This is a genomic window from Chryseobacterium oncorhynchi (assembly GCF_002899895.1).
GTDB classification, from domain to species: Bacteria; Bacteroidota; Bacteroidia; order Flavobacteriales; family Weeksellaceae; genus Chryseobacterium; species Chryseobacterium oncorhynchi.
In genome coordinates this window covers 201,323-223,101 of record NZ_PPEI02000002.1, presented here as the reverse complement: position 1 = coordinate 223,101, position 21,779 = coordinate 201,323, and the positions used below count along the sequence as shown (strand labels likewise).

13 protein-coding genes are annotated in these 21,779 nt (G+C 36.4%); 5 read left to right on the top strand and 8 right to left on the bottom strand.

Features of this window, described 5'->3' with window-relative positions:
- Window positions 1-50: 50 nt before the first annotated feature.
- The 4 genes from C1638_RS06640 (at window position 51) to C1638_RS06625 (ending at window position 6,218) form a co-directional block, all read left to right on the top strand.
- Window positions 51-455: a hypothetical protein gene (locus C1638_RS06640; protein WP_109619411.1), complete on the top strand. Its 405-nt coding sequence runs from the start codon at window positions 51-53 to the stop codon at window positions 453-455.
- On the top strand, window positions 455-991 hold the full coding sequence (locus C1638_RS06635; RefSeq protein ID WP_109619409.1) for a DUF922 domain-containing protein: 537 nt from the start codon (window positions 455-457) through the stop codon (window positions 989-991). The genes C1638_RS06640 and C1638_RS06635 overlap by 1 nt, the downstream gene beginning before the upstream one ends.
- A complete protein-coding gene (locus C1638_RS06630) occupies window positions 988-3,675 on the top strand; it encodes a PD-(D/E)XK nuclease family protein (protein WP_109619407.1) in 2,688 nt (895 codons plus the stop codon). The genes C1638_RS06635 and C1638_RS06630 overlap by 4 nt, the downstream gene beginning before the upstream one ends.
- 179 nt (window positions 3,676-3,854) lie before the next feature.
- Window positions 3,855-6,218 (top strand): patatin-like phospholipase family protein, encoded by a 2,364-nt coding sequence (locus tag C1638_RS06625; RefSeq protein WP_109619405.1) that lies wholly within the window; start codon window positions 3,855-3,857, stop codon window positions 6,216-6,218.
- 62 nt (window positions 6,219-6,280) lie between these two features.
- Here C1638_RS06625 and C1638_RS06620 read toward each other — a convergent pair whose 3' ends face one another.
- The 8 genes from C1638_RS06620 to C1638_RS06585 form a co-directional block, all read right to left on the bottom strand.
- Window positions 6,281-7,417 (bottom strand): cytochrome-c peroxidase, encoded by a 1,137-nt coding sequence (locus C1638_RS06620; protein WP_109619403.1) that lies wholly within the window; start codon window positions 7,415-7,417, stop codon window positions 6,281-6,283.
- A 14-nt stretch (window positions 7,418-7,431) separates the two neighbouring features.
- Complete coding sequence (locus tag C1638_RS06615) at window positions 7,432-8,946, bottom strand: DUF6850 family outer membrane beta-barrel protein (protein ID WP_109619401.1); 1,515 nt, start codon at window positions 8,944-8,946, stop codon at window positions 7,432-7,434.
- Between the two features lie 2 nt (window positions 8,947-8,948).
- A complete protein-coding gene (locus C1638_RS06610) occupies window positions 8,949-10,163 on the bottom strand; it encodes a DUF4876 domain-containing protein (RefSeq protein ID WP_109619399.1) in 1,215 nt (404 codons plus the stop codon).
- 21 nt (window positions 10,164-10,184) lie between these two features.
- Window positions 10,185-12,977 carry a TonB-dependent receptor plug domain-containing protein gene (locus tag C1638_RS06605; protein ID WP_109619397.1) on the bottom strand — a complete coding sequence of 931 codons (2,793 nt, stop codon included), beginning with the start codon at window positions 12,975-12,977 and terminating at the stop codon, window positions 10,185-10,187.
- 353 nt (window positions 12,978-13,330) lie between these two features.
- Window positions 13,331-15,286: a T9SS type A sorting domain-containing protein gene (locus C1638_RS06600; RefSeq protein ID WP_109619395.1), complete on the bottom strand. Its 1,956-nt coding sequence runs from the start codon at window positions 15,284-15,286 to the stop codon at window positions 13,331-13,333.
- Window positions 15,287-15,449: 163 nt separating this feature from the next.
- Window positions 15,450-16,628 carry an acyl-CoA dehydrogenase family protein gene (locus C1638_RS06595; protein ID WP_109619393.1) on the bottom strand — a complete coding sequence of 393 codons (1,179 nt, stop codon included), beginning with the start codon at window positions 16,626-16,628 and terminating at the stop codon, window positions 15,450-15,452.
- 128 nt (window positions 16,629-16,756) lie between these two features.
- Entirely contained in the window at window positions 16,757-17,545 is a 789-nt protein-coding gene (locus C1638_RS06590) for an NUDIX hydrolase (RefSeq protein ID WP_109619391.1), read from the bottom strand.
- A gap of 16 nt (window positions 17,546-17,561) precedes the next feature.
- Window positions 17,562-18,755, bottom strand: a complete 1,194-nt coding sequence (locus tag C1638_RS06585; RefSeq protein ID WP_109619389.1) for an MFS transporter — start codon at window positions 18,753-18,755, stop codon at window positions 17,562-17,564.
- Window positions 18,756-18,932: 177 nt separating this feature from the next.
- Here C1638_RS06585 and C1638_RS06580 point away from each other — a divergent pair, with 177 nt between their 5' ends.
- Entirely contained in the window at window positions 18,933-21,770 is a 2,838-nt protein-coding gene (locus C1638_RS06580; protein WP_109619387.1) for a SusC/RagA family TonB-linked outer membrane protein, read from the top strand.
- Window positions 21,771-21,779 lie beyond the last annotated feature (9 nt).

Sequence of the window (21,779 nt, the reverse complement as noted above, 5' to 3'; positions counted from 1 at the left end):
AAGGAATAATTTTTGCTAAATATTTATTAATAATCGCAAAATTAAAGGTTATGAAAAAACTTTTAAATATTGGTTTTTCAGTACTATTGTTTGGCTTACTTACAGTGTCTTGTAATGATGATGATTACGAGACCATTGAATCTATTGATAAAATCAAAATAGACAGTGTAAAAATTGTAAATGATACCATGGATGTTTTTGCGGTACAGAGTATCAAGACATATTCCAGATATTCTTCTCAGTGTCAGGGATTCTATGGATATGATTATATTCATGATAGCCCGTTTGGGAGGTCTATTACTGCCTACAAGTATATTACTGGCGGCCCTTGTACCCAACAGAGCTTTACGGGAGCTAATCAGATTAATTTCCGACCCCAGCAGGAAGGGAAGTATATCTTCAAATTCTGGAATGGTGGAAATAACTGGATCACCAAAACCATTGTGGTAAAATAATGAAATTAACTTTTGCATTTTGTTTACTGACTGCCAATATGATCTTTGGGCAGAAAATTTACTGGCAGGAAGACCAAAAATTGATTTGGGATAATTTTAAAAGCCCAATCAATAGAAAGAATAATCCGGATGTGGCAGCGTATACCAATTGTGGTTGGGAATATTCTGTAGTAAAATCTACCAATCCAAAGTCACCTGTTAAAATAGAAATAAAAACTATATTCAACGAAGACAAGTCTTGGAAAGACGCTAAAAAAATAAATGATTATATCTTGCTGCACGAGCAAAAGCACTTTGATATTGCAGAGCTTTTTGTAAGAAAATTCAGAAAAATTGTTTCTGAAAAAGTAAGAACCTCCGGCGATTATAATAGATTATTTAAAGCAGTTTATACCGAGATATCCAACGGCTATAAAAACTTTCAGATTTCCTATGATAAGGAGACTCGTCATGGGATGAACAAGGAAAAACAGGCAGAATATAATACCTTCATTTCTGAAGAACTCGAAAACCTTAAAAGCTATCAGACCCCTTGAAATTCCTCAATAAAATTATACACGAACTGTTGGGCCAAAACTCGGACCTTTCCGCGTTCAACATTGTTCTGCCGGGAAAGCGTCCCATTGTATTTATAAGACAGATTCTTGAGGAAAGTAATTATTCGGGATTTCTTCCCAATTTTTTTACAGTAGAAGAGCTGATTAATACCATTGCCGACAAGCAGGTTATCCAGGGAATTCCACTCTGGCTTTTTTCGTTTGATGTGTACCGAAGCTTGAATCTTATTCCCAATGATGATTTTGCAGAATTCCTGAAATGGTTTCCCACTTTACAGAAAGACTGGGATGATATTCTGAAGTTTTCAGATAATGATCAGGCGGTTCTACAGTATATGTTTGATGAGGAAAGGATTAAAGAATGGGCGCAGGATTTAGGAGAGGATGATGATGTTCCGAGAAAGAAGTTTCTTAATTTCTGGCAGAACATGAATGTTTTTCTTCCAACATTAAAAGAAAGGCTGAAAGAAAAGAACTGGGCTACCTCAGGAATGATCCACGAGGCTGCTAAAGCGAGTATCATAGATTTTGCAAAGAATACCTCAGAGCAATTTGTTTTCTGCGGATTTAATGCCTTTACGCCGGTTGAAGAGAAATTGGTAAGAAGCCTTTTACAATGGAATAAAGCACAATGCTTCTTTCAGGCAGACCGTTATTATTTTGATGATGAAAGACAAGAAGCCGGAAAATTCCTCAGAAATCATAAAACATGGAAAGAATTTGATGATAACAGAGCTTTTCAATGGATTGAAGATGATTTTAACCAACCCAAAAAGATCAAGGTATATGAGGTTTCCGGAAATGTGACGCAGACTAAGGTTTTGCCGGAGATCTTTAAGGAAATCAATAATAAAACCTATTCCAATACGGCGGTAGTATTGCTGGATGAAAATCTTCTTCCTGCGAGTCTGGATGTAATGCATGGTGTTGACAACCTGAATATTACAATGGGTTTTCCATTGAAGAATCTTTCTTTTTCAAATGCCGTGAAACGACTTTTCTATCTGCAAAAGCAGCTGGAGAAAAATAAATCGTCTTATTATTACAGAGATATATTTCCAATTCTGGAGGAGCTTCCTAAATCTGCTGAAGATGAGCAGATTATCAATGACTTTAAGACCAAGATAGAAGAGCGGAATATTGTTTATATCTCCAGAAAGCTTTTACAGGAACTGTTGGGTAGTTTGTCTTATTTCGGACTTCTTCAAAAGGCCACAAGTACCCATATTTATCTGGATGTGCTTATAGATTTTTGTCAGAAAGTAAAATGGCTGGAAATTGATGATATTCAGTATGAAAATGTTTCCCATTTTGAAAATGCGTTCAGGATTATTAAGAACCAACTGACCCCATATAATATATCGATCAAGATGGAAACCTTGGAAATTCTGATCAATCAGCATATTAATTCTGAGAGTATAGATTTTCAGGGAGAGCCATTAAGGGGATTACAGATCATGGGATTGCTGGAAACACGTCTTCTGAATTTTGAAAATGTAATTTTGCTTTCCGTTAATGAAGGGAAACTGCCATTGGGAAACTCACAGAATACTTATATTCCTTTCGATATCAGAAGATTCTTTGATCTTCATACATTTCTGGAAAATGACAGCATTTACGCCTATCACTTTTACAGGCTGATTCAGGATGCTAAAAATGTTCACTTGTTGTATAATGCTCTAAGTTCCGGGGTTAATACCGGAGAGAAGAGCAGGTTTATTACGCAGATTGAAATGGAGAGCTCACATGAGATTGAACATTTAATTATTGAAAATTCTTCTGAGCCAATTGCTACCAAACCAATAGAAATTCTCAAGACTGAAATTGTCCAGGAACGTCTTCAAAAATGGAAAGAAAAGGTATCCGCTTCTCACCTTACAAGTTATCTTTATAACCCGATAGATTTCTACTTATCCAAGATTTTAAATACTTCAGAGTCGGATGAAATTGAGGAGGAACTGTCTGTGAAAAACTATGGAAATCTAGTGCATTATTCACTTCAAGAAGTGTATGAGGTTCTTAAGGGTAAGGTTTTAAAAGAAAGTGATTTAAAAGATTCAGTTAAAGCGATAGATAGGTACATAGAAATAGCGATTGAGAAGCTTAAGCATCAACCGGAATTCTACGAAAAGGGGATGAATTACATCCATAAGGCTATTGCCAAAAAGGTAATTGAAAATGTTCTCAACCATGATCTTGAATTGGTACAGCAGGGAAATAAATTAGAGATCATAGACATTGAAAGAAGGTTTGAAAATGTAGAATTTTATCTTGATGGAAATGACAAAATTTCATTCCTTGGATTCATTGACAGGATCGATAAGTTAAATGGGACGCTAAGGATCATTGACTATAAAACGGCCAAAATTAAAAATCTCAATGTAAAGATTGATGAGAATAATGTGGCAGATTATTTCCACAATAGTGATAGAAAACAGGCGCTTCAGCTTTGTATTTATCATTATGTGGTACAACATCTCCCTGAGTTTTGGGGATTCCCGATTGAAACAGGAATATGGAGCTTTGCTGAGGCTAAAAAAGGAATGGTATCCTTACAGTTTGATAAAGGAGATATTGATGATGCCATGAAGTCTGTGAAAAGCCTTATTCTCGAGATCCTAAACCCTGATGTCAATTTTGTAGAGAGTATAAAATCTTATTAATTAAGCAAAAATATATTCCTGTTATTGTTTTCTTAATAGAGTTTAAACAGATATTTTAATTATTCTTTAAGCTTTCTTTTGAGAGTGACGCTGGTGTTGTTTTTTTCTTGATTTTTGTGGTATAATTGTATATTTACTGCAAAATTTTTCACATTTACCTTATAAAAATTGGCATTCACATGAAAAAGCTCCTGATATTTTTTACAATCGTTTTTTCTTTATCACTTCAATCCCAGCAAATAAACGATTCCCTGAATGTCAGATTACAAAATATCACCAAGGATACCAAGTTTGGATTGGCACTCAGTGGAGGTGGAGCAAAAGGATTTGCTCATATCGGTATTTTGAAGATGATTGATTCTCTGGGAATTAAGGTTGACTATATTACAGGAACCAGTATGGGAGGGATTCTTGGTGGATTATATGCAATGGGTTACAATGCAGATCAGCTAAAGAAAACCATTTATAAGGTAGACTGGAACAGAATTCTAAGCAATAAAATTCCTTATAGCAAGGTTAATATCAGTGAAAAGGACGAATATGATAAATATATTCTTGAGTTTCCGGTAGTAAAAGGAATTCCGACACTTCCGAGTTCCTACATTGAGGGACAATATATGGGGGAAGTTTTGAATACCCTTACATTTAATGCAAAACATATCAACGATTTTAGCCAGCTACGTATTCCGGTGGAACTTACCTCTTCAGATATTGAAAATGGAGGCCTGATTATGCAGAAAAAAGGATCGTTGCCGTTAGCCATTCGTTCTACATTAGCAATACCTGCTGCTTTTGCTCCGGTTTATATTGATGGAAAGCTATTGGTAGATGGGGGATTGGATCGTAATTATCCTGCCAATGAAGTCCGTCAGATGGGTGCTGACTTTGTGATCGGAGGATATACTGGTTTCAGACTTTTTACCAAAAAAGAAATTGAAAATCCGATGAAAATGATCTATCAGACGCATGCAATTCGTTCTGTAGAAGATTTTAAGCATCAGAAAGCACTTTCTAATGTTCTGGTAGATTTTGTAGATCCTTTGGGAGATATTACAACAAAAGACTTTGCCAGATTCAGAAGAATTATTAAAATAGGAGAAACAGAGGCTAGAAAACATCTTCCTGAGTTTGTAGCACTGGCAGAAGCTCAACGAAAAGCAGGGATTACGTATGAACATGAAATGATTGAAGAGGTAAAGCTGCCCACCATAAAACTTACGTTTAACGAAGAAAATGGTACCCCGCTTACTGATCCTGTTGAAATAGATGTTATTAAAAAAGAACTAAGATTGTCAGAGGGAAAATATTACGATGTAAAAACTGTGAATGAGGCAATAGACAGGGTTTTCGGGATGCGTCAGTATGAGAAAGTGTACTATACTTATACGAATGCAGGAGATGGCCTTATCATGAATATTTTTGTTAAAAAGATAAAAAAAGGAGCCTTTAAACTGGCGCTTCATTATGATACTGAACAGTCCGTAGGAATTATCGTCAACTATACTTACAGAAACATTCTTGCCAACCGATCAAGGTTTCTTGCAACAGTAGATGTTTCAGAGCGTTTTAAGGCTCGATTGGCTTATCAGCGGTTCTTGGGAAGCGGTGATCATTGGTGGCTGGATCTTGAAGCCAAGATTGTTCACCTTAAAAGTAATGATTTAACGTTCAGGGTATTTAGTCTTGATGAGGATTATAATACAAGATTCCCCAATCACATGTACCGAAACATAACGGGAAAAATTGCCTTAAATTATAATATCAGCCCTAATGCCGTTATTTCTTTTGGAACAGAATTCAGTACTGAAAGGATGTACAGTTTACTGGATAAAGTAGATCAGGCAAAATTTGATAATTATAGCAAAAAACTCTACAATCACAGTAATTTCAATACATTTTTGAAATTTGAGCAGAATAATCTGAATAAAAGATACTTCTTTACACGAGGAAATCATCTTCAGGTTAGTACAAGATTCTACTATGGAAACAAATATGAATTGTATGACCTTGAAACAGTACAGCCTTTATTATACCCTTTATTGAATCCTAAGGACTCTTATTACTACGAGCCTAAGAATTTGGTTTCATTTACCCTGAACGAGAATTTTGCCTATCCAATTACAAGGAGGCTTGCTGCTAAAGCCAATGTATTTTTAGGAGCAAGTTTTGGCGCGCAGAGAGAAGATAAGGTGCCTTATCTTTTTCTAAACCAAAAATATAACCTGGGAGGCAGTGAATATAATTCTGACCTTTTAAACCCTGAATTTAACGGTCTTCGTCAAAAAGAATTACCAATGACCTCTGTAGCTAAAGTAGGGTTGTCTCTCCAGTACAGAATTATGAAAAAACTATACCTAAGTCCATCCTTTACTTATGGTAAGGTGAGTGATGAGTTTTCTCCTTTTAATGACAGCTATGACATGTTTGGCTATGGAGTGAATTTAGGCTACGAATCACTTTTAGGACCTATTAACCTTAATATATCCCGAAATAACCAGCTTGATTTCTCAAGAATCTATTTCAGTATAGGATTTAAGTTTTAAAACAAAAAAAGAACCTTATTCATTTGGATAAGGTTCTTTTTTTATACTTTATGGAATCTTTTTTATTTCCTGGGTATTTCGGGTCTCGGCATTTTGTAATAGCTTCCTGAAATACATTTTAAAAATGAAACAACAGCATCTAATTCCTGTTCATTAAGGTTTAAAGGTTTCATCAGATGGTCGGTTACAGGGAAGTTGGGGTCTGCCTTTTTTTCTTCCGGTGTAGGATTAATCATTTGCATTCCGCTGTTGTATAGGCTTACCACGCCATGCAGATCATCCATCAATCCATTGTGCATCCATGGGGCAGTATATTCCAGATCCCTTAAAGACGGGGTCTTGAATTTTCCTACATCATTCGGATTTTTTGTAATGGTAAACAGGCCAAGATCTTCATACTCACGCTTGTAATAGGTAAGTCCGATATTATGGAAAGACTCATCTGTCATATACTTTCCGTAGTGGCAGTTCATGCATCGCGCTTTTGTTCTAAACAGGTGCATTCCATAGATTTCCTTGTCGCTCATGGCCTTATGATCTCCCTTTATGAACTTATCCAGCTTGCTAGGCTGGCTTTTAAGGGTTTTTTGAAAGGTTGCCAGAGCTCGGGCTATTTTGTCAAATGTAATTTTGTTGGTTTGATAAACCTCCTTAAAAAGCACTTTATATTCTTTAACCTTGGAAAGTTTCCCGGCAAGCTTTTCCGGCTTCATATTCATTTCGTTGTGAGCAGAGATAGGCCCTACGAGCTGTTCTTCCAGTGTTTTTGCTCTTCCGTCCCAAAAAAAAGATTTTCTTTCCGCAATATTAAAAAGGGATTGCGTATTTCTTTTTCCCTGCAAGTGATCATTGCCCAGAGCAACTTCCTGTCCGTCGCTCCATCCCAGTTCAGGGTTATGACAACTGCTGCATGATATTTGGCTGGATGCTGATAGCTTAGGATCAAAGAATAGTTTTTTTCCCAACATTACTTCGGGAAGCTCCTGAGTATCATAATAATTGGAATCCTGTTCTATTGCTTCAAATTCTTTCCATTTAACATCCGGATCTACTGATGGAGAAGGCCATAGTTGTACAGACTTTTTGTATTGTTCTGCAACTTCACCATAGTCTGTACTATATTTCTGTACGGTATGCTGCATGAAGAAAAAGGAGAGCAGGCCAATCAGCATTACGAGTTTAAGAGTTGAAAATTTCATGATATTTCTTTAATTTAAAAAATACTTCCTATAGTGGCGGCAAATAATACATTGTTACCATTATTGAAGTTGCTGTAAATGATCTTGCTTCCTACATATGCGTTTTTTATCACAGGAACGTTGAAGTGGAAATTAATATCCAGTTTTGACTGCCAGAAATTAGAAGACTGGTAAGCGTAATTTTCTTGCAACATCTGATTAATAGCAGGTTTTCCGGAGTTATTGAATATTCCGTTTTTCTGATAAATATCTGTTACCGAAACACCTAATGATACCGAAATAGCCAGATTGCTTTTAAATGTTTTGAACCATTGATAGTCTGCGCCATATACTAGTTTACTTAAATCAATTATTGATAGGGGATTGGTGTATTTTTCTTTATCCTGTCCCCATCCAAAATAGGGCATGATAGAGGATTTTGTACTTTTATTTCCCATTTGCAACAGCCCTTTAAGGAGGATGTTGTTCGTTTTATGACTGTATTTTTCTACACTACCTATCTGAATATAATTTCTGGAATTATCATTGAGAAATAGATTTTCTGTTCCCTTTCTTTCCGTACTGTTTCCATCTACAGAAAGCCCCCAGAGGAGTTTATCGGTTTCAAAGAACTTTCCTAATGAAAAACTGACTTGCTGTTCATCTATTTTTGAGGCATTAAGATCTGCATACTCTGTCAGAAGTTTATCCAGATTGAATTTTTTCAGACCAATACTAAGGTACCAGTTTCTGTTATTGGGTTCAAATATCTGTAAGCCACCTCCATAAGACCATCCCTCATAGTAAGCCTGACGAAGCTTTCCGGAGAGTAATTCATTATAATTTCCCAATCCGCTCATGTTATAGATTGTAGGAAACCCCTGATTGCTCACAAAACTCAGATAATGCTTCTGAGTGTACTTTTCAGCATCGAAATAAACCCCAACTTTAAACTTCTTGAATATCATTTTATTGATTCCCAAAGCCAGTGAAAAATTGGCTGTTGTATTCTTGGGTCTTGGGTCTGTATCACGGTAGCTTAGGCTTGCCTTATAGCTTCCGGTAATCCCGATGGTATAGGTGTTGATCTGCTTTGAATATCCTCCTGAAAAGGCATAGTTTTCAAATTTCATATCACCCCCTACGCTGTCAGCAGCTACGTAGGGGTAGATAAGTTCATAATCGGCATTTTCATTCCATACTACCTGTTTATTCTTTCCTTGCGAATAAGATGCATTTCCCCATACTGTTGTTTGGTGATCCAGCTTTTGTAGAGTGCGGGCTTCCGCTCCCCATAGGTTTTTACCTTTGCCTTTTTGCTGTATTTCAGATGGGGTATTGTTGATTTCTGTAAAAATATTAAAAGCTGTAATGCTGTATTTTCTTGCATCTATATTGCTGGCAGGATTTACATTAATTCTGCTTTTAAAAACTCTTTCAGAACTGTATTCTTCATGGATTTTTTCGGCAATTGTATCATTGATCTGAGCATTTGTTTGAATGCTGAACAAGGATATAAACAGAATGGGTATGGACAGAAAATTCTTCATTTTTAATTAAATAATGACGGTTTTACACCATGTTCAAAGTCTACAGTAGAATTATTGGTATCCTTTAAGATGTTTTTACCATCCATTGTTTTTCCTATTACTTTTCTACGAACTGCTTTTCCAAAACGGTTTTTATCTCCATCAAATGCTGAGACAGACGTCCATCCCATATCCAATGACGGAGAAGTTACCACCCACTGGAAAGAATCCTGTACACTAAGATTCACTACATCTGTGATCCATTCATTAGGAATTTTAACAGCAATTCCATCCATCGGATAAACATCTCCTCCAAAGGTAAGATTGTAAGTATAGGTGTAAGTATTTTGAGCTACCATGACTTCATGGCTCATTCCTTTTGGCATACGGGCTAGGGCATAAGCATAGTATCCCTGAGTATGAATAACCATTTTTTCAAAAACGTTTACCATTTTTGGTACTGCAGGGTTATCGATATCATCAGAATCTTCCTTAAAGATCTGGAAATTAGCTTGAGAAAGATTAACCGAAGCAGGGTTGAATTCCTTGTGATTAATGGCATCTTCTGCAATAACAATAGATTCTCCCGGTAATACAGGGTAAGTAGTTCCTGTCCCCGGAATTTTGATGATAGCACCGGCAGAGAATGTTGTTCCCATAATATTTGGGCTATAATCCTGCTTCTCATTGGTCATAAAGCTGGATTGGATCAATAGCATTCCGTCAGCATATAAAGTCTGATCTGTGTTATTGGTGATTTTAAAATACTGGTCACCAAAATACATAGCTCCTTGGGGAGTTTTTGTTCCTGTAAAAAATACTTCCTCTAAAATCAGATCTCCACTTCCGGCTTTCATGGCAATAGTAATTGTTTTGCTGATTTCGTTTCCATTAACTACCATTCCGGTTTGTACACCGCCTACTTTGGCTTCTGTAGGTACTGAATTGTCATTATAGATAATGCTTCCCTCCACAGTAACATTATAGGTTCCGGATGGTAGGGTTACCTTTAGAGTATTGGAATTTTTTAATTCCTGAGTAGTAGTAAATCCGGTATTAAGCTCCTTGAAGCTTACAGTAAGGTTTTTATATTCTTTAACCTGAATATCTTCAGGAACTACTTTCAGTTCCAGTTTTAACGATGTTTGTGCCTCCGGAGAATCTGAGTCCGAAGAACAGGCTGCAAAGCTGATTACAGCACACAATAGTAATAGTGTTCTAAATAAATGTTTTAACATAACTTTATTAAATTGAAATTGTTATAAATTGAAGTTGATCTCCATCCCGAAATAAGGATCGTAGGCTCCTTTTCTATTGATAGTGATACCATTAATGCTATAAGGCGCGTAATAACTGAAAAGCCTGTTGGCAAACATGGATACTACCACAGTCTTATGTCTGAAACTTTTGGTTACCTTAAAGTTGAGATTGGTTTCCAAAGGTCTTCTTGTGGCGTTGTAGCGGGCATCGTTTTGCGCAATAATTAAGTTTTCCAGAATTGTTCCTCTTGCCGCATCAGGATCAAAGGGAAGAATAACACCATCCTGGTTTACATAATGGCTCGGTATTCCGTTCATAGGATCCAGTTTTCTCATAGAATACCACGAGAACTGGATGGAAGATGAAAATATCAGATCAAGCTTTGGAATGTAGGTATCCAGCATCAAATTCGTATTCAGAACTTCATTTACCGAGCTAGGTTCCATTCCTTCATACAATCCGAGATAGGGGTAAGGTCTTCCGTTAATGGTAAGATCACGACCTCTGTAGACAGGGAAGCTGTTCCCATATTTTGTGCGGAACCACGCTCCATTCAGAGTAAATCTCGTATTGATGACAGGAATTCTGTTGGAAGAATACTGAAATTCAATTCCTTCTTTATCAATCTTACTACCGTTCCTTTGGGTGGTATACGTGAAGTTTTCATTGATAGTCTGATACGGAAGGGTGCTCACATCCGGTGGAGTGGTTATGGTCTCATGATTAAGAGCTGAAGTATCATATTTCTTATACTGATACTGTGCATATTCATTCATAGAACGGAAAGCATTATGCATATTTTCCTTAAAAGCAGTTACAGATAGCTGGTGTGCTCCCAGACTAAAATCGATTCTTGCTTCAAACTTTTCATTCGTTGCAGGCTCTATTCCAGGGTTCTGTGGGTTATAGATAATCGTTTTGTAATTGACTCTTCTGTAATTTGGATTATTATGGAAATAATTCAGCTGCTGAATATCTTTGTAAATCAGTTCTGGGTATAGCAAACTGAGGTCAGGAAATAAACTTTGCTTTCCATATCCTAGTGTAAGGGCAATCTGAGCCTTTTTTTGCATCCAGTTAAAAGACGGCAATTCCCATTGGAAATTTGCTCTGGGATCCGGATAAACCTTTCCGTTCATTTTGAAATGAGAGGGTAGGTTCATCATTAGATTTCCTCTCAGTCCCAATGCCAAAGTCAGTTTATGTCTTCCCGGTTCAAAAGTACTGATAGACTCCAGAAATAAAGCAGAGGTAACATAGGCAGGAATATCACGATAGGCGCGGGGTCTGAATGTAGATTTAGGATCTATGGGTTTATAAACATCAAATAATTGTCCATCCCCCCAATTTTTACTGAGCTGCCAGTCAAAACCTGTATTGAATTCATTTTTAAAAGGTTTCAGATCCAATTGGAAGTTGTTGATCATTTTTACAAATACATCAAGTGGCTTCCCATCTACTGTATAGTTGGAAATATAGCGGGCTTCCGGGTAATAGCCATCGTATTCTCCTTCTGTTCTTGACAAAGGAAAAGCCATTGCATTTTCCAACTGGATGAACTTGGTCTGCTTAATCTTATCAAATCTTTGATTAACAGTTGCCTGAACTTCTGTTGATCTATAAAAAACAGGTTGATTTTTTGTATAGGTAAAAGTATTGGATAGGCTCAGTAAATGATTGTTGACTTCATAAGAATTCAGATCAGATAGGTCTACATCCGGATCAGTCTTTGATCCATCCAGAGATGTGGTATAACTAAGGTTGGTCTGCCATCTGGAAGTTCCTGTGGTGTGCTTCTTTTCTTTTATTAAAGAGAGATTAGCTGTAATTCTTTTATAATTTTCCAATCGGTCCCTTGGATCTGATTTTGCATTCAGGTAGTCAATTCCTGCATTTATTTTCAGGTTATGTTCCTTGTTTTCAAATCCTTTGCTAAGAGCAAAAAGCTTACTGTAGCCATCTGCCTTGAATCTTGCTCTCCATTTTGTGTATCCTGATCTGTTGGTGATCTTTACAATTCCTGAAGTTAGGTTTCCGTAGATCACAGAGGGAATTCCACGCAGGACTTCCACGCGTTCAATCTGGTCTGTGGAAATGCTTCGCATGTCTACACCGCTGGTAATATTAAGTCTTCTTTTAAGTCCGTTATTGGTTTTGTCTAAGAAATCATAGGTATATTGAAGGTTGGAACCGGAATTTAACGGAGCTCCATCTACCAGAAAGGTAGTTCCCATGGCTGAAGTGTTATAATCAGTCCCCGGATTGCCTGTTTCGCGGAGTTGTATTTTATTGACCTGATTCAGGACAGGATCCGTAGATCTTCCACCGGGAAGCAACTCCAAAAGGTCAGTAAAACTGGATGGTTGCAAGTGCTGCATGGCACGCTGACTGATAATGGATGATGAGGTAAGGCCTTTTCCTTCTTTTGCGGTAATGACAACTTCTTCAATCTTGTTGATCTTTTCTGTAAATGAAATGGCAAATGTTTCCGGCTTTGTAACGGATATTCTATTGGTATAACCAAGGGTTCCATTCTTACGAATTTCAATCTTATAGTTTCCTGGGATAAGGGTTATTGTTGAAATTCCTTTGTCATTGGTGGTTGCTGAATATTTATTTTGATCTGATTCAATTTTTATCTCAGAATCTTTAACTGGTTTAAAATCAATACTTTTTACTTCGATTAAAATAGCAACATGTTGTTCCTGTGCATTGGCTGTTGTAGCTGTAACGAAAAAAAATAAGAAAGAGAAAATTTGAAATTTAATAGGAGATATGAGGTCATTTACCATCGGGACATTATTCTTTCGGCAAAGTTAGGAGCCTCTTTATAAGTTTACTAATCTTATTTAGAATAATTTAAAATAAGTGACAAAAATCATTTAACAACTTTTAACTTTTATTGAAAGGAATACTTGGGAAATGTCTGTGAATACTCTGTAATAGGGATAATTACTTACTTCAATTATGTGTTTTAAATAATATTTCCAATTATTTTTTTTAGAGTTATTTGTGTTTTGCGAAAAAATAAGGACCTACACCGTTGAGATATTAAAAATTGAAATGGATTTTAAAAATAAAAAGCACCCCATTGCTGGAGTGCCAAAATTAACTTGAAATGATATTATAGAATATGGATTAGATGTTATAGTTTAACTTTTTTATTGATTGTTTTTCCATTGGAAAGAGTAACCTGTACTACATAAACTCCGGATTCCAAACCTCTTGATTCAAATTGGAGAGCATTCACTTCCTGCTGAAGAATTAAAGCTCCGGAAATATTGTAGATACTGATGTTTTTGATGTCATTATTAGCTCTGGCTTTTATTTGTCGGTTTTGTGTAAAGATATCAGCATTGTTTTCCGATGGTTTTCCAATAGACTTGCTGAACTGTAGATTATAGTAAGAAGTTACTACTTCAAACGTATACTTTTGGGAGGCCAGATTTTGCAGGCTGATTCCGCCGTTTTCCTGATACTGATCCTTAGATACAGTTTTAACCAGAGACTTGTTTTCATCAAAGATATTGATGGAAGAAAGCTCATCCTGATTGACCTTTAATTTCAAAAGAGCAGTGCTTTCTGATTGTACAATCTCATTTTCTGCAACTTCCTTTGGGGTGTTTTTAATATACGGAATCATTTTACTTTCATTGTTTTCCGATACTTTTAGAAGATAAACACCATCTTCTAAAGAGGACAGGCTACGGTTTGCTGTGGACCTGCTGACTGCTTTTTCTTTATTAAAATCTGTGATTTCTAGAAGTTCCATATTTCCCAGTTGAGGCTTGATCTGAGAAGAGTATAGAGAAGGGGTTTCCTGATCAGTATTGTTTGCTGCTTGCTTACCAAAAATAGATCCTGCTATTGCCCATTGGTTAAGAAGACCTCCGCTTCTTAGTGTATTGAATTTCGCATTGGACGCTAATGTAAATGGAAGAATTCCGCCAACATGGCCTATGGGTCCCCAATAAAAAGAATCCAGTTTGTATTTATTCAAATCCCACCAGGCATAATACCCTCTTTGTACATCAATGGTTTTGGAAGTGTTTTCAGGCGGGATGGCTAAATCAACGGTGGAATGGCCCAAGGTCATCGGAGTTTTGTTGTACCAATCGTACACATCCTTAGGCTTCATACACAGTCGAAGCTTATTGTTCTGATTATTGGTGACATCATTGATGAAATTATTGGTGAAAAGTTTCTTCCAGATTACGGGGCCCCATAATAAACCTCCGTTATCCTGAACTACATGATAGTTATATTTATCGAGGTATTCCGCAGAAATTACCTCTGAAATATCCGTATTGTAAGTTTTGAATCCTGTATTGTTGCAGGTATGAAGAACATTGGCAAGAAATGAAGTAAACGGATAAAAGTCTTTTTCTAAAACTCCTTTATTCAAGGTAACTCCGGAGAAGTCGTAAGGTCCGTCTCCCATGTAAGCATACTTAAATTTCAGATTGGTAGGGTTGGAAATGCTTAATCTTTTTAGGGTAGACATTGCTGCATGTGCTCCTTGGGAATATCCGGCCAAAAAATATTCATCATAACGTTTTATACCCAATTGTGCCAATACTTTATTAGCTGCCGTTACAAAATCTATGGTTGCTCCGGCTTCGGTAGCATAGTCTACATAAGGATGAACACCGTCTCCTGTTCCCATCCCTACATAGTCAGGGGCCATCAAAATATAACCATTGAGAACATAAGAAAGTTCAACCACAAATCCGGCAGTTAAAGCTCCTTTAAAATTAGAAGGAACATTCTGTCTGCTGTCAGTAGTTCCGTGATCCGATACAACTGTGGAGAGTTTATAGCCTACATTAGGATACATGAGAAGTCCGGTAGCTTTTACAAGGACATTATTTTCATTTTTGGTGTAATAGGTAATTTTGTAACCTTTTAAACCTACATTGAAGCTATTGAGATAACTTGCAAAGTCAGGAGCATTCTGTTCACCAAGATTATTGGCAATAAAATTAATAACATCCTGCGGAGTTAAATCCAGTTTTTGTTCAGCGCTTACCACGTCACCAGCTTGCTGGGCAAAATAGAATGGAGCGGTAAGGCCTAATAGAAAAGTAGTGATTTTTTTCATATCGTTGTCTTTTAAGTGGTATTAAGGTAATAGTTTTATCAAATCCACAAAAATATTAAGACATCAATAGCTATTCATTGAATATCAATTCTCTGAAATGTGAGTAAAATAAAAGAGCCTGATCTCATTGATCAGACTCTTTTACTCTATTTTTTAGCTTTAATTAAAAAGCATTAATTCCTGTAATATCCAAACCGGTAATTAATAAGTGAACATCGTGAGTTCCTTCATAGGTAATTACGGATTCTAAATTGGCAGCATGTCTCATCATCGGGAATTCACCCATGATTCCCATTCCTCCAAGAATCTGTCTTGATTCTCTTGCAATATCAATCGCCATTTTTACGTTGTTACGTTTCGCCATTGAAATTTGAGCAGGTGTAGCTTTATGTGCATTTTTAAGATTTCCTAACTGAAGACATAATAACTGAGCTTTTGTAATCTCTGTTAAGAATTCAGCCAGTTTTTTCTGTTGAAGCTGAAAAGAACCAATTGCTTTTCCAAATTGCTTTCTCTCCTTAGAGTATTGAACAGCAGTACAGTGGCAATCAATAGCGGCACCAATTACTCCCCATGAAATTCCATATCTTGCAGAATTCAGACAAGATAAAGGTCCTTTTAATCCTGTTACTCCAGGAAGTAGGTTTTCTTTCGGAACCTTTACATCGTTGAATACCAATTCTCCTGTTTTGGAAGCTCTTAAGCTCCATTTATTGTGTGTTTCCGGAGTAGTGAAGCCTTCCATTCCTCTTTCAACAATCAATCCTTGTATTTTTCCTTCCTCATTCTTTGCCCATACTACTGCAATATCGCAAAGAGGAGAGTTTGTAATCCACATTTTAGCACCATTTAAAAGATAGTGGTCTCCCATATCCTTAAAGTAAGTTTCCATAGAACTTGGATCAGAACCGTGGTTCGGCTCAGTTAACCCAAAAGACCCAATCATTTCTCCTGCAGCAAGCTTCGGAAGATATTTCTTTTTCTGTTCCTCAGATCCAAACTCATTAATTGGGAACATCACCAAAGAACTTTGTACAGAAGCAGCAGAACGTACTGCAGAATCTCCTCTTTCCAATTCCTGCATGATAAGACCATAAGAAATCTGATCTAATCCGGAACCGCCATATTCAACAGGAATATAAGGGCCTAATGCTCCAATTTTCCCCAATTCTCTCATTAAGCCCGGAAGATCTGTATGATTTTGGGCTGCCTGATCAATCTGCGGCATTACAAAACTTTCAACCCAGTCTCTTACAGATTGGCGGATCAGTTTGTGTTCTTCAGTAAGTAAAGCATCAATTCCATAATAATCAGGGATGCTTGTAAGAGGATAATATGACATGATTTTTTGATTTTGTTAAAAATAACATTTTTCGTGGTGTTTGAGAAATTTTTTTGAAAACTTATATTAACACTGGTTTTCAAAGAGATAATTCAGGTTTTCTCTGTTTAAGAGATAAATTTCATATTTTAGACCTCCTCATCATTGGAGATAGGGTATTGGTTAGTCGCATTGTGAACTTCACTTTTAAATTTATACAAGTACGGAGCCTTGTTAGCCGAACCATCATATAGCTTTTCAAGTCTGTCCAGAATATTCAGGCTTAAAATTTTTCTCTGGAAGTTATTTCTTCTGAATTTTTGCCCTAAAATAGTTTCATAAAGCGCTTGAAGATCTTTCATTGTAAATTTCTCAGGGAGAAGATTACTGGCCGCCACTTCAGTATTGATATTCATTCTCAGATATTCTAAACCGGTTTCTATAATTCTGTCATGATCGAATGCCATCTTGGGCAACTTGCTGACTTCGAACCATTCACAGCTTTCATTGAAAGCATCCGGAAACGTATCTGTTATTGAAAAATCAATAAGACTGCAGTAGCCCACGGTAATAAACCTTTGAAAAATCCAGTGATCTTCCGGTACTTCTATACCCTTATTTTTAAGCAGGATTTGATGTACATTATTTTCGGTACGGTCAATTCTTCCAAACGTATGAAACTGCTTTAAAAATAAATTCTGAAGATGCGTTCTTTCATAGAGTACTCTCTCTGCAGCTTCCCGCAGATCTTCATCATTAAAAACAAAACCTCCCGGAAGTGACCACAGGTCCAGATCATGATACTTTAATAACAATACTTTCAAAATATTATTGTGAAAGCCGAATATAGTACAGTCAACAGAGATGTGAGCAACGAAATCTTTTGTGTCAATAAGTTCCCGAAGTGTTTCTTTGTTCTTTGTGTCTTTAATTTTCATGGTTGTAAAAATAAAACTATTTTCTATATAATCTTTTTGAGACGTTAAAATACATCAAACTAATCACAAAAAGAAGAATTACAGAAAATAAAATATATAGTGGATAAAAGTTTAAGAGTTGCTTCCCGAAGAGTACAGCCATGATAATAGAGCTTACAGAACTCCCCAGAGAAGAGAAAATAACAATAAGAGAAGTGAACAAATTTACCTTTTCCTTATCTACCTGTGCAATCATTTTTGAATTGATGACAGGGTAGAGTGGTGATAAAAATAGCCCTATTACCGGAAATAAGAAAAGGATCAGCCTTGAATCTTCAGAACCAAAGTACTGAATTCCTAAAATAATAAGCAGCAAGGCAATAATTAAAGATACGCATGAAATATAGTAACCCGATAATGAAAACCTGCGAATAACATTGGCTGTGATGGTTCTCCCGGCATATGAAAAAAGAGAAAGGAAAGAAGTAGCCTGAAGAGCAAAAAATGAATTCACTTTCAAATGATTTTTATAAAAAGAGGGCAACCATGAGTTGAAACCTTGCTCCACAAATACAATAAAGAAAACGACACCCAGAAATAAAGCTACAACAGGGGTCGTAAATCCGGAGAGTTCGGTGAAGATACTTTTATTTTCCAAAGGTTTAGACTCCGTTATTTCTATCTTCGAGATCAGAAAAATGGTTACAGCAGATAAAACAGCGATCAATAGAAATCCAAATTTCCAGAACTCGGAATATTGGCTTGAAATCAGCCATCCAAAACCGGTGTTCACCAGAAAGATTCCTATCATAAAAGAGGCTTCCACGCTATTCATTGTTTTTGCCAGTGATTTTTCATCCGAAATATTATTCCTGATGATCCCAAATACACAAATTTTACCAATAGCAAAGCAGGCTCCGATGATGGCGAACCATAATTTGTAAAACCAAAAATCTGCTATGAACGGGAGAAGACAAGAACACAACCCAACAATAGCTAATGCAGAGATCAATGCCTTTTTTGCACCGGTTTTATTGATGAACCCCACAGCAAAAAGAGAGATAAAAGCAATGGGAAGATCCTTAAAAGATTCCAAAAATCCTAGCTCTCCATAGGAAATATTGGCTTCGGAAAGCTGTAGAATAATAAGACCCATACAGTTTAAAACCATTGAGAAAATAAGGAAAGTCAATTTTAATGGAAGTGAGATATGGGAGATCTTGGCGGTCATTTCGGGGATTAGCTTTATGAATTTTTATAACTTTTTATGAATTATAGGTGCTAAGATATGGCTTTTAACCCTCAATAATAAACGAAAAATTAAAATATTTGTGAATCTAATGTTAATTAAATGAAAAATAATATATTTTTATTGTCTCAATTTGAGAATTAAAACAAATAGCTGTATATGAATGTAAGAATATCGAGAAGCCTAGGAGTGATTGCCGTCCTCTATTTTACGGCCAACTTCAGTGCCCAGACCAAGAAGGACACGGTTTCTAAAGAAAACAAAATAGAAGAAATTGTAATGATAGGGTATGGAGGGGTTAAAAAGCAGAATCTTACAAGTGCTGTTTCTACTGTAAAAGCAGATGCCTTTGATAATAGGCCTATTTACAGTGTAGGACAAGCATTGCAAGGGCAGGCTGCAGGAGTGAATGTTACCCAGGCTTCTGGAAAGCCAGGAGCAGGGATAGAGGTTAAAATCAGAGGTAATAACTCTATTTCATCATCTGTAAGCCCTTTGTATGTGGTGGATGGTATACAGACCAATGACATAAGCGGGATCAATACCGATGACATTCTCGATATGACGATTCTAAAAGATGCATCCTCTACAGCAATTTATGGAATCAATGGTTCTTCCGGAGTTGTGATCATTACTACCAAAAGAGGAAAGATCGGAAAACCTCAGCTGAATTTTAATGCGTATTGGGGATTTTCTAAAATCATGAAAAATATTGATGTTCTTAATCAGGATCAGTATAGATCATTGCTGGGAGATATCAAGCTGAATGGTGGCGGAGATTATCTTTCCACAGCAAACAATCCTCGTTATGTAGGTATTAATACAGATTGGACAAAAGAAGTTTTTCAAACAGGTTTTGATCAAAACTATAACGTAAATTATGCCTTTGGCAATGAAAATGTTAAAGCTTACGCTGCATTGGGTTATCAGGATATTGACGGAATTATAAAGCCTTCAAGATTTCAAAGGACATCGGCAAAAGTTAATCTGGATGCCGTTATCTTACCATGGTTAAAGTTAAATTCAACCGTGAACTATTTTATTACCAATCTTACGAATACGAATGATAATCTAAGTACTGCAAGAGGAGGTGTTGTATTAAGTGCATTTAATACCCCTACTTTTCTTCCTGTATACGGAAATCAGGTCATAATGAATCCTTCAGATCCGGAAATATATGATCCGGCTACAGGAGCCATAAAAGATGGTTATAAACCTGGGCAGTATGGCCCCAACCCTTATCAATCATCATGGGAAAACCCTGTAGCTTATCAATCTAGAAAGGATAAAACCCTTACTCAGAGATTTTTAAGTAATTTAGGGCTTGAAGTGAGACTTCTAAAAGATCTTACTTGGAAACCCTCTGTTTCTTTTGATATGATAGATTCCAGAAATACTAAGTTTACAGACGGATATCAGACAAGTTACGGAAGATCAAAGTTTGGAATAGGTTCTCAGGAATTCACCCAGTTCCAAGAATATAATTTTGAAAATACATTGAATTATACCCTGAAGAGATCCATCCATGATTTCTCCTTGCTTGGAGGTGTTCAGATTAATGAAAGGAACTTTCAGAGCAAGTATTATGGGGGTGATAATTTTCCTAATGATACTTTTAATTTTAGTTATGATCTGGCAAAAAATCAAAGCTATGATATCCGTAAAGAAATCCTGAGACAAGTTTCATTTTTCGGAAGAGCGCTTTATACGCTTAACGGTAAATATACCGTAATGGGGGTTTTCAGACAAAATGGAAACTCAGCTTTGGCCTCTGGCAATAAATGGGGATTCTTTCCGGGAGTTTCTGCTTCTTGGTTGATTTCCAAAGAAAATTTTTTAGCAGACAGTAAGGTAATTAGTGAGTTGAAATTAAGAGGAGGCTGGGGAAAAACCGGTAATGCATCTGCAATTCCTGCTTATTCTCACTTTAATCTTTACAATCCATTTTGGACCAATGGAGTTCCTGTTTATACAGTCTCCCAGTATGACAGTGGAGATTTGGCTTGGGAAACCACAACAGATAGTAACGTTGGTTTAGATTTAGGACTGCTTACTAACCGTATCAGATTCAGTATTGATGCCTATCAAAGAAAGACGGATAATTTGATTACACCATTTGATTTAGGTCCTCAGAAACTTAGAATTTACAGAAATATAGGTTCCCTTGAAAATAAAGGATTGGAATTGTCTTTAAATACAATGAATATTAAAAATGAAGATTTCACATGGAATACTTCATTTAATATCTCATTTACAAATAATAAAATAACCCATCTTAATAAAGAACTTAGAACAATTCCTGCTGCCAATATTGAAGGAATGGGAACCTTGGTTCGATTTGAAGAAGGACAGCCTTTAGGAATGTTCTACGGATATAAAACTTCCGGAGTAAATCCTAATAATGGAGATATGATGTATGTAAATGCAAGCGGAAAAGTAGTTTCTTATACAGAGTTGAAACCTGAAGACAGAGGATATATTGGAAACCCTAACCCCGACTTTACCTTTGGTTTCAGCAATAATTTCAAATATAAAAACTGGTATCTGGATATGCTTATTACAGGATCAGTAGGAAATGATATATTTAATGCAACCAGATTTGATCTGGAAATGATGAATGATTATAAAAATCAATCTACAGCAGTATTAAACCGGTGGACTACAGCCGGACAAATTACAGATGTACCAAGAGCGAACTCTGCTTCTGCACAGTTTATTTCTGATCGTTTTGTAGAAGATGGTTCTTATCTGAAACTGAAAGCAGTAACATTAGGATACAATTTCATGAGTCCTTTCAAAGGGGTAAGCAAACTGAATGTATATGTGACTGGACAAAACCTTTTCACGATTACCAATTATTCAGGAATGGACCCAGAAGTGAATGCATTCAGTCCTAACAATGGTACTACAGGTGCAGAGAGAGCTGTTTTCGGAATAGATTATGGTACTTATCCACAGGTTAGAACCTTTATTATCGGGTTAAAAGCTAATTTTTAAACTATTTAC

Coding starts and splice junctions, on each gene's coding strand:
- C1638_RS06620 (WP_109619403.1), bottom strand. CDS start 7,417: ATGAAATTTTCAACTCTTAAACTCGTAATGCTGATTGGCCTGCTCTCC.
- C1638_RS06605 (WP_109619397.1), bottom strand. CDS start 12,977: ATGGTAAATGACCTCATATCTCCTATTAAATTTCAAATTTTCTCTTTC.
- C1638_RS06635 (WP_109619409.1), top strand. CDS start 455: ATGAAATTAACTTTTGCATTTTGTTTACTGACTGCCAATATGATCTTT.
- C1638_RS06595 (WP_109619393.1), bottom strand. CDS start 16,628: ATGTCATATTATCCTCTTACAAGCATCCCTGATTATTATGGAATTGAT.
- C1638_RS06580 (WP_109619387.1), top strand. CDS start 18,933: ATGAATGTAAGAATATCGAGAAGCCTAGGAGTGATTGCCGTCCTCTAT.
- C1638_RS06585 (WP_109619389.1), bottom strand. CDS start 18,755: ATGACCGCCAAGATCTCCCATATCTCACTTCCATTAAAATTGACTTTC.
- C1638_RS06640 (WP_109619411.1), top strand. CDS start 51: ATGAAAAAACTTTTAAATATTGGTTTTTCAGTACTATTGTTTGGCTTA.
- C1638_RS06610 (WP_109619399.1), bottom strand. CDS start 10,163: ATGTTAAAACATTTATTTAGAACACTATTACTATTGTGTGCTGTAATC.
- C1638_RS06625 (WP_109619405.1), top strand. CDS start 3,855: ATGAAAAAGCTCCTGATATTTTTTACAATCGTTTTTTCTTTATCACTT.
- C1638_RS06600 (WP_109619395.1), bottom strand. CDS start 15,286: ATGAAAAAAATCACTACTTTTCTATTAGGCCTTACCGCTCCATTCTAT.
- C1638_RS06615 (WP_109619401.1), bottom strand. CDS start 8,946: ATGAAGAATTTTCTGTCCATACCCATTCTGTTTATATCCTTGTTCAGC.
- C1638_RS06590 (WP_109619391.1), bottom strand. CDS start 17,545: ATGAAAATTAAAGACACAAAGAACAAAGAAACACTTCGGGAACTTATT.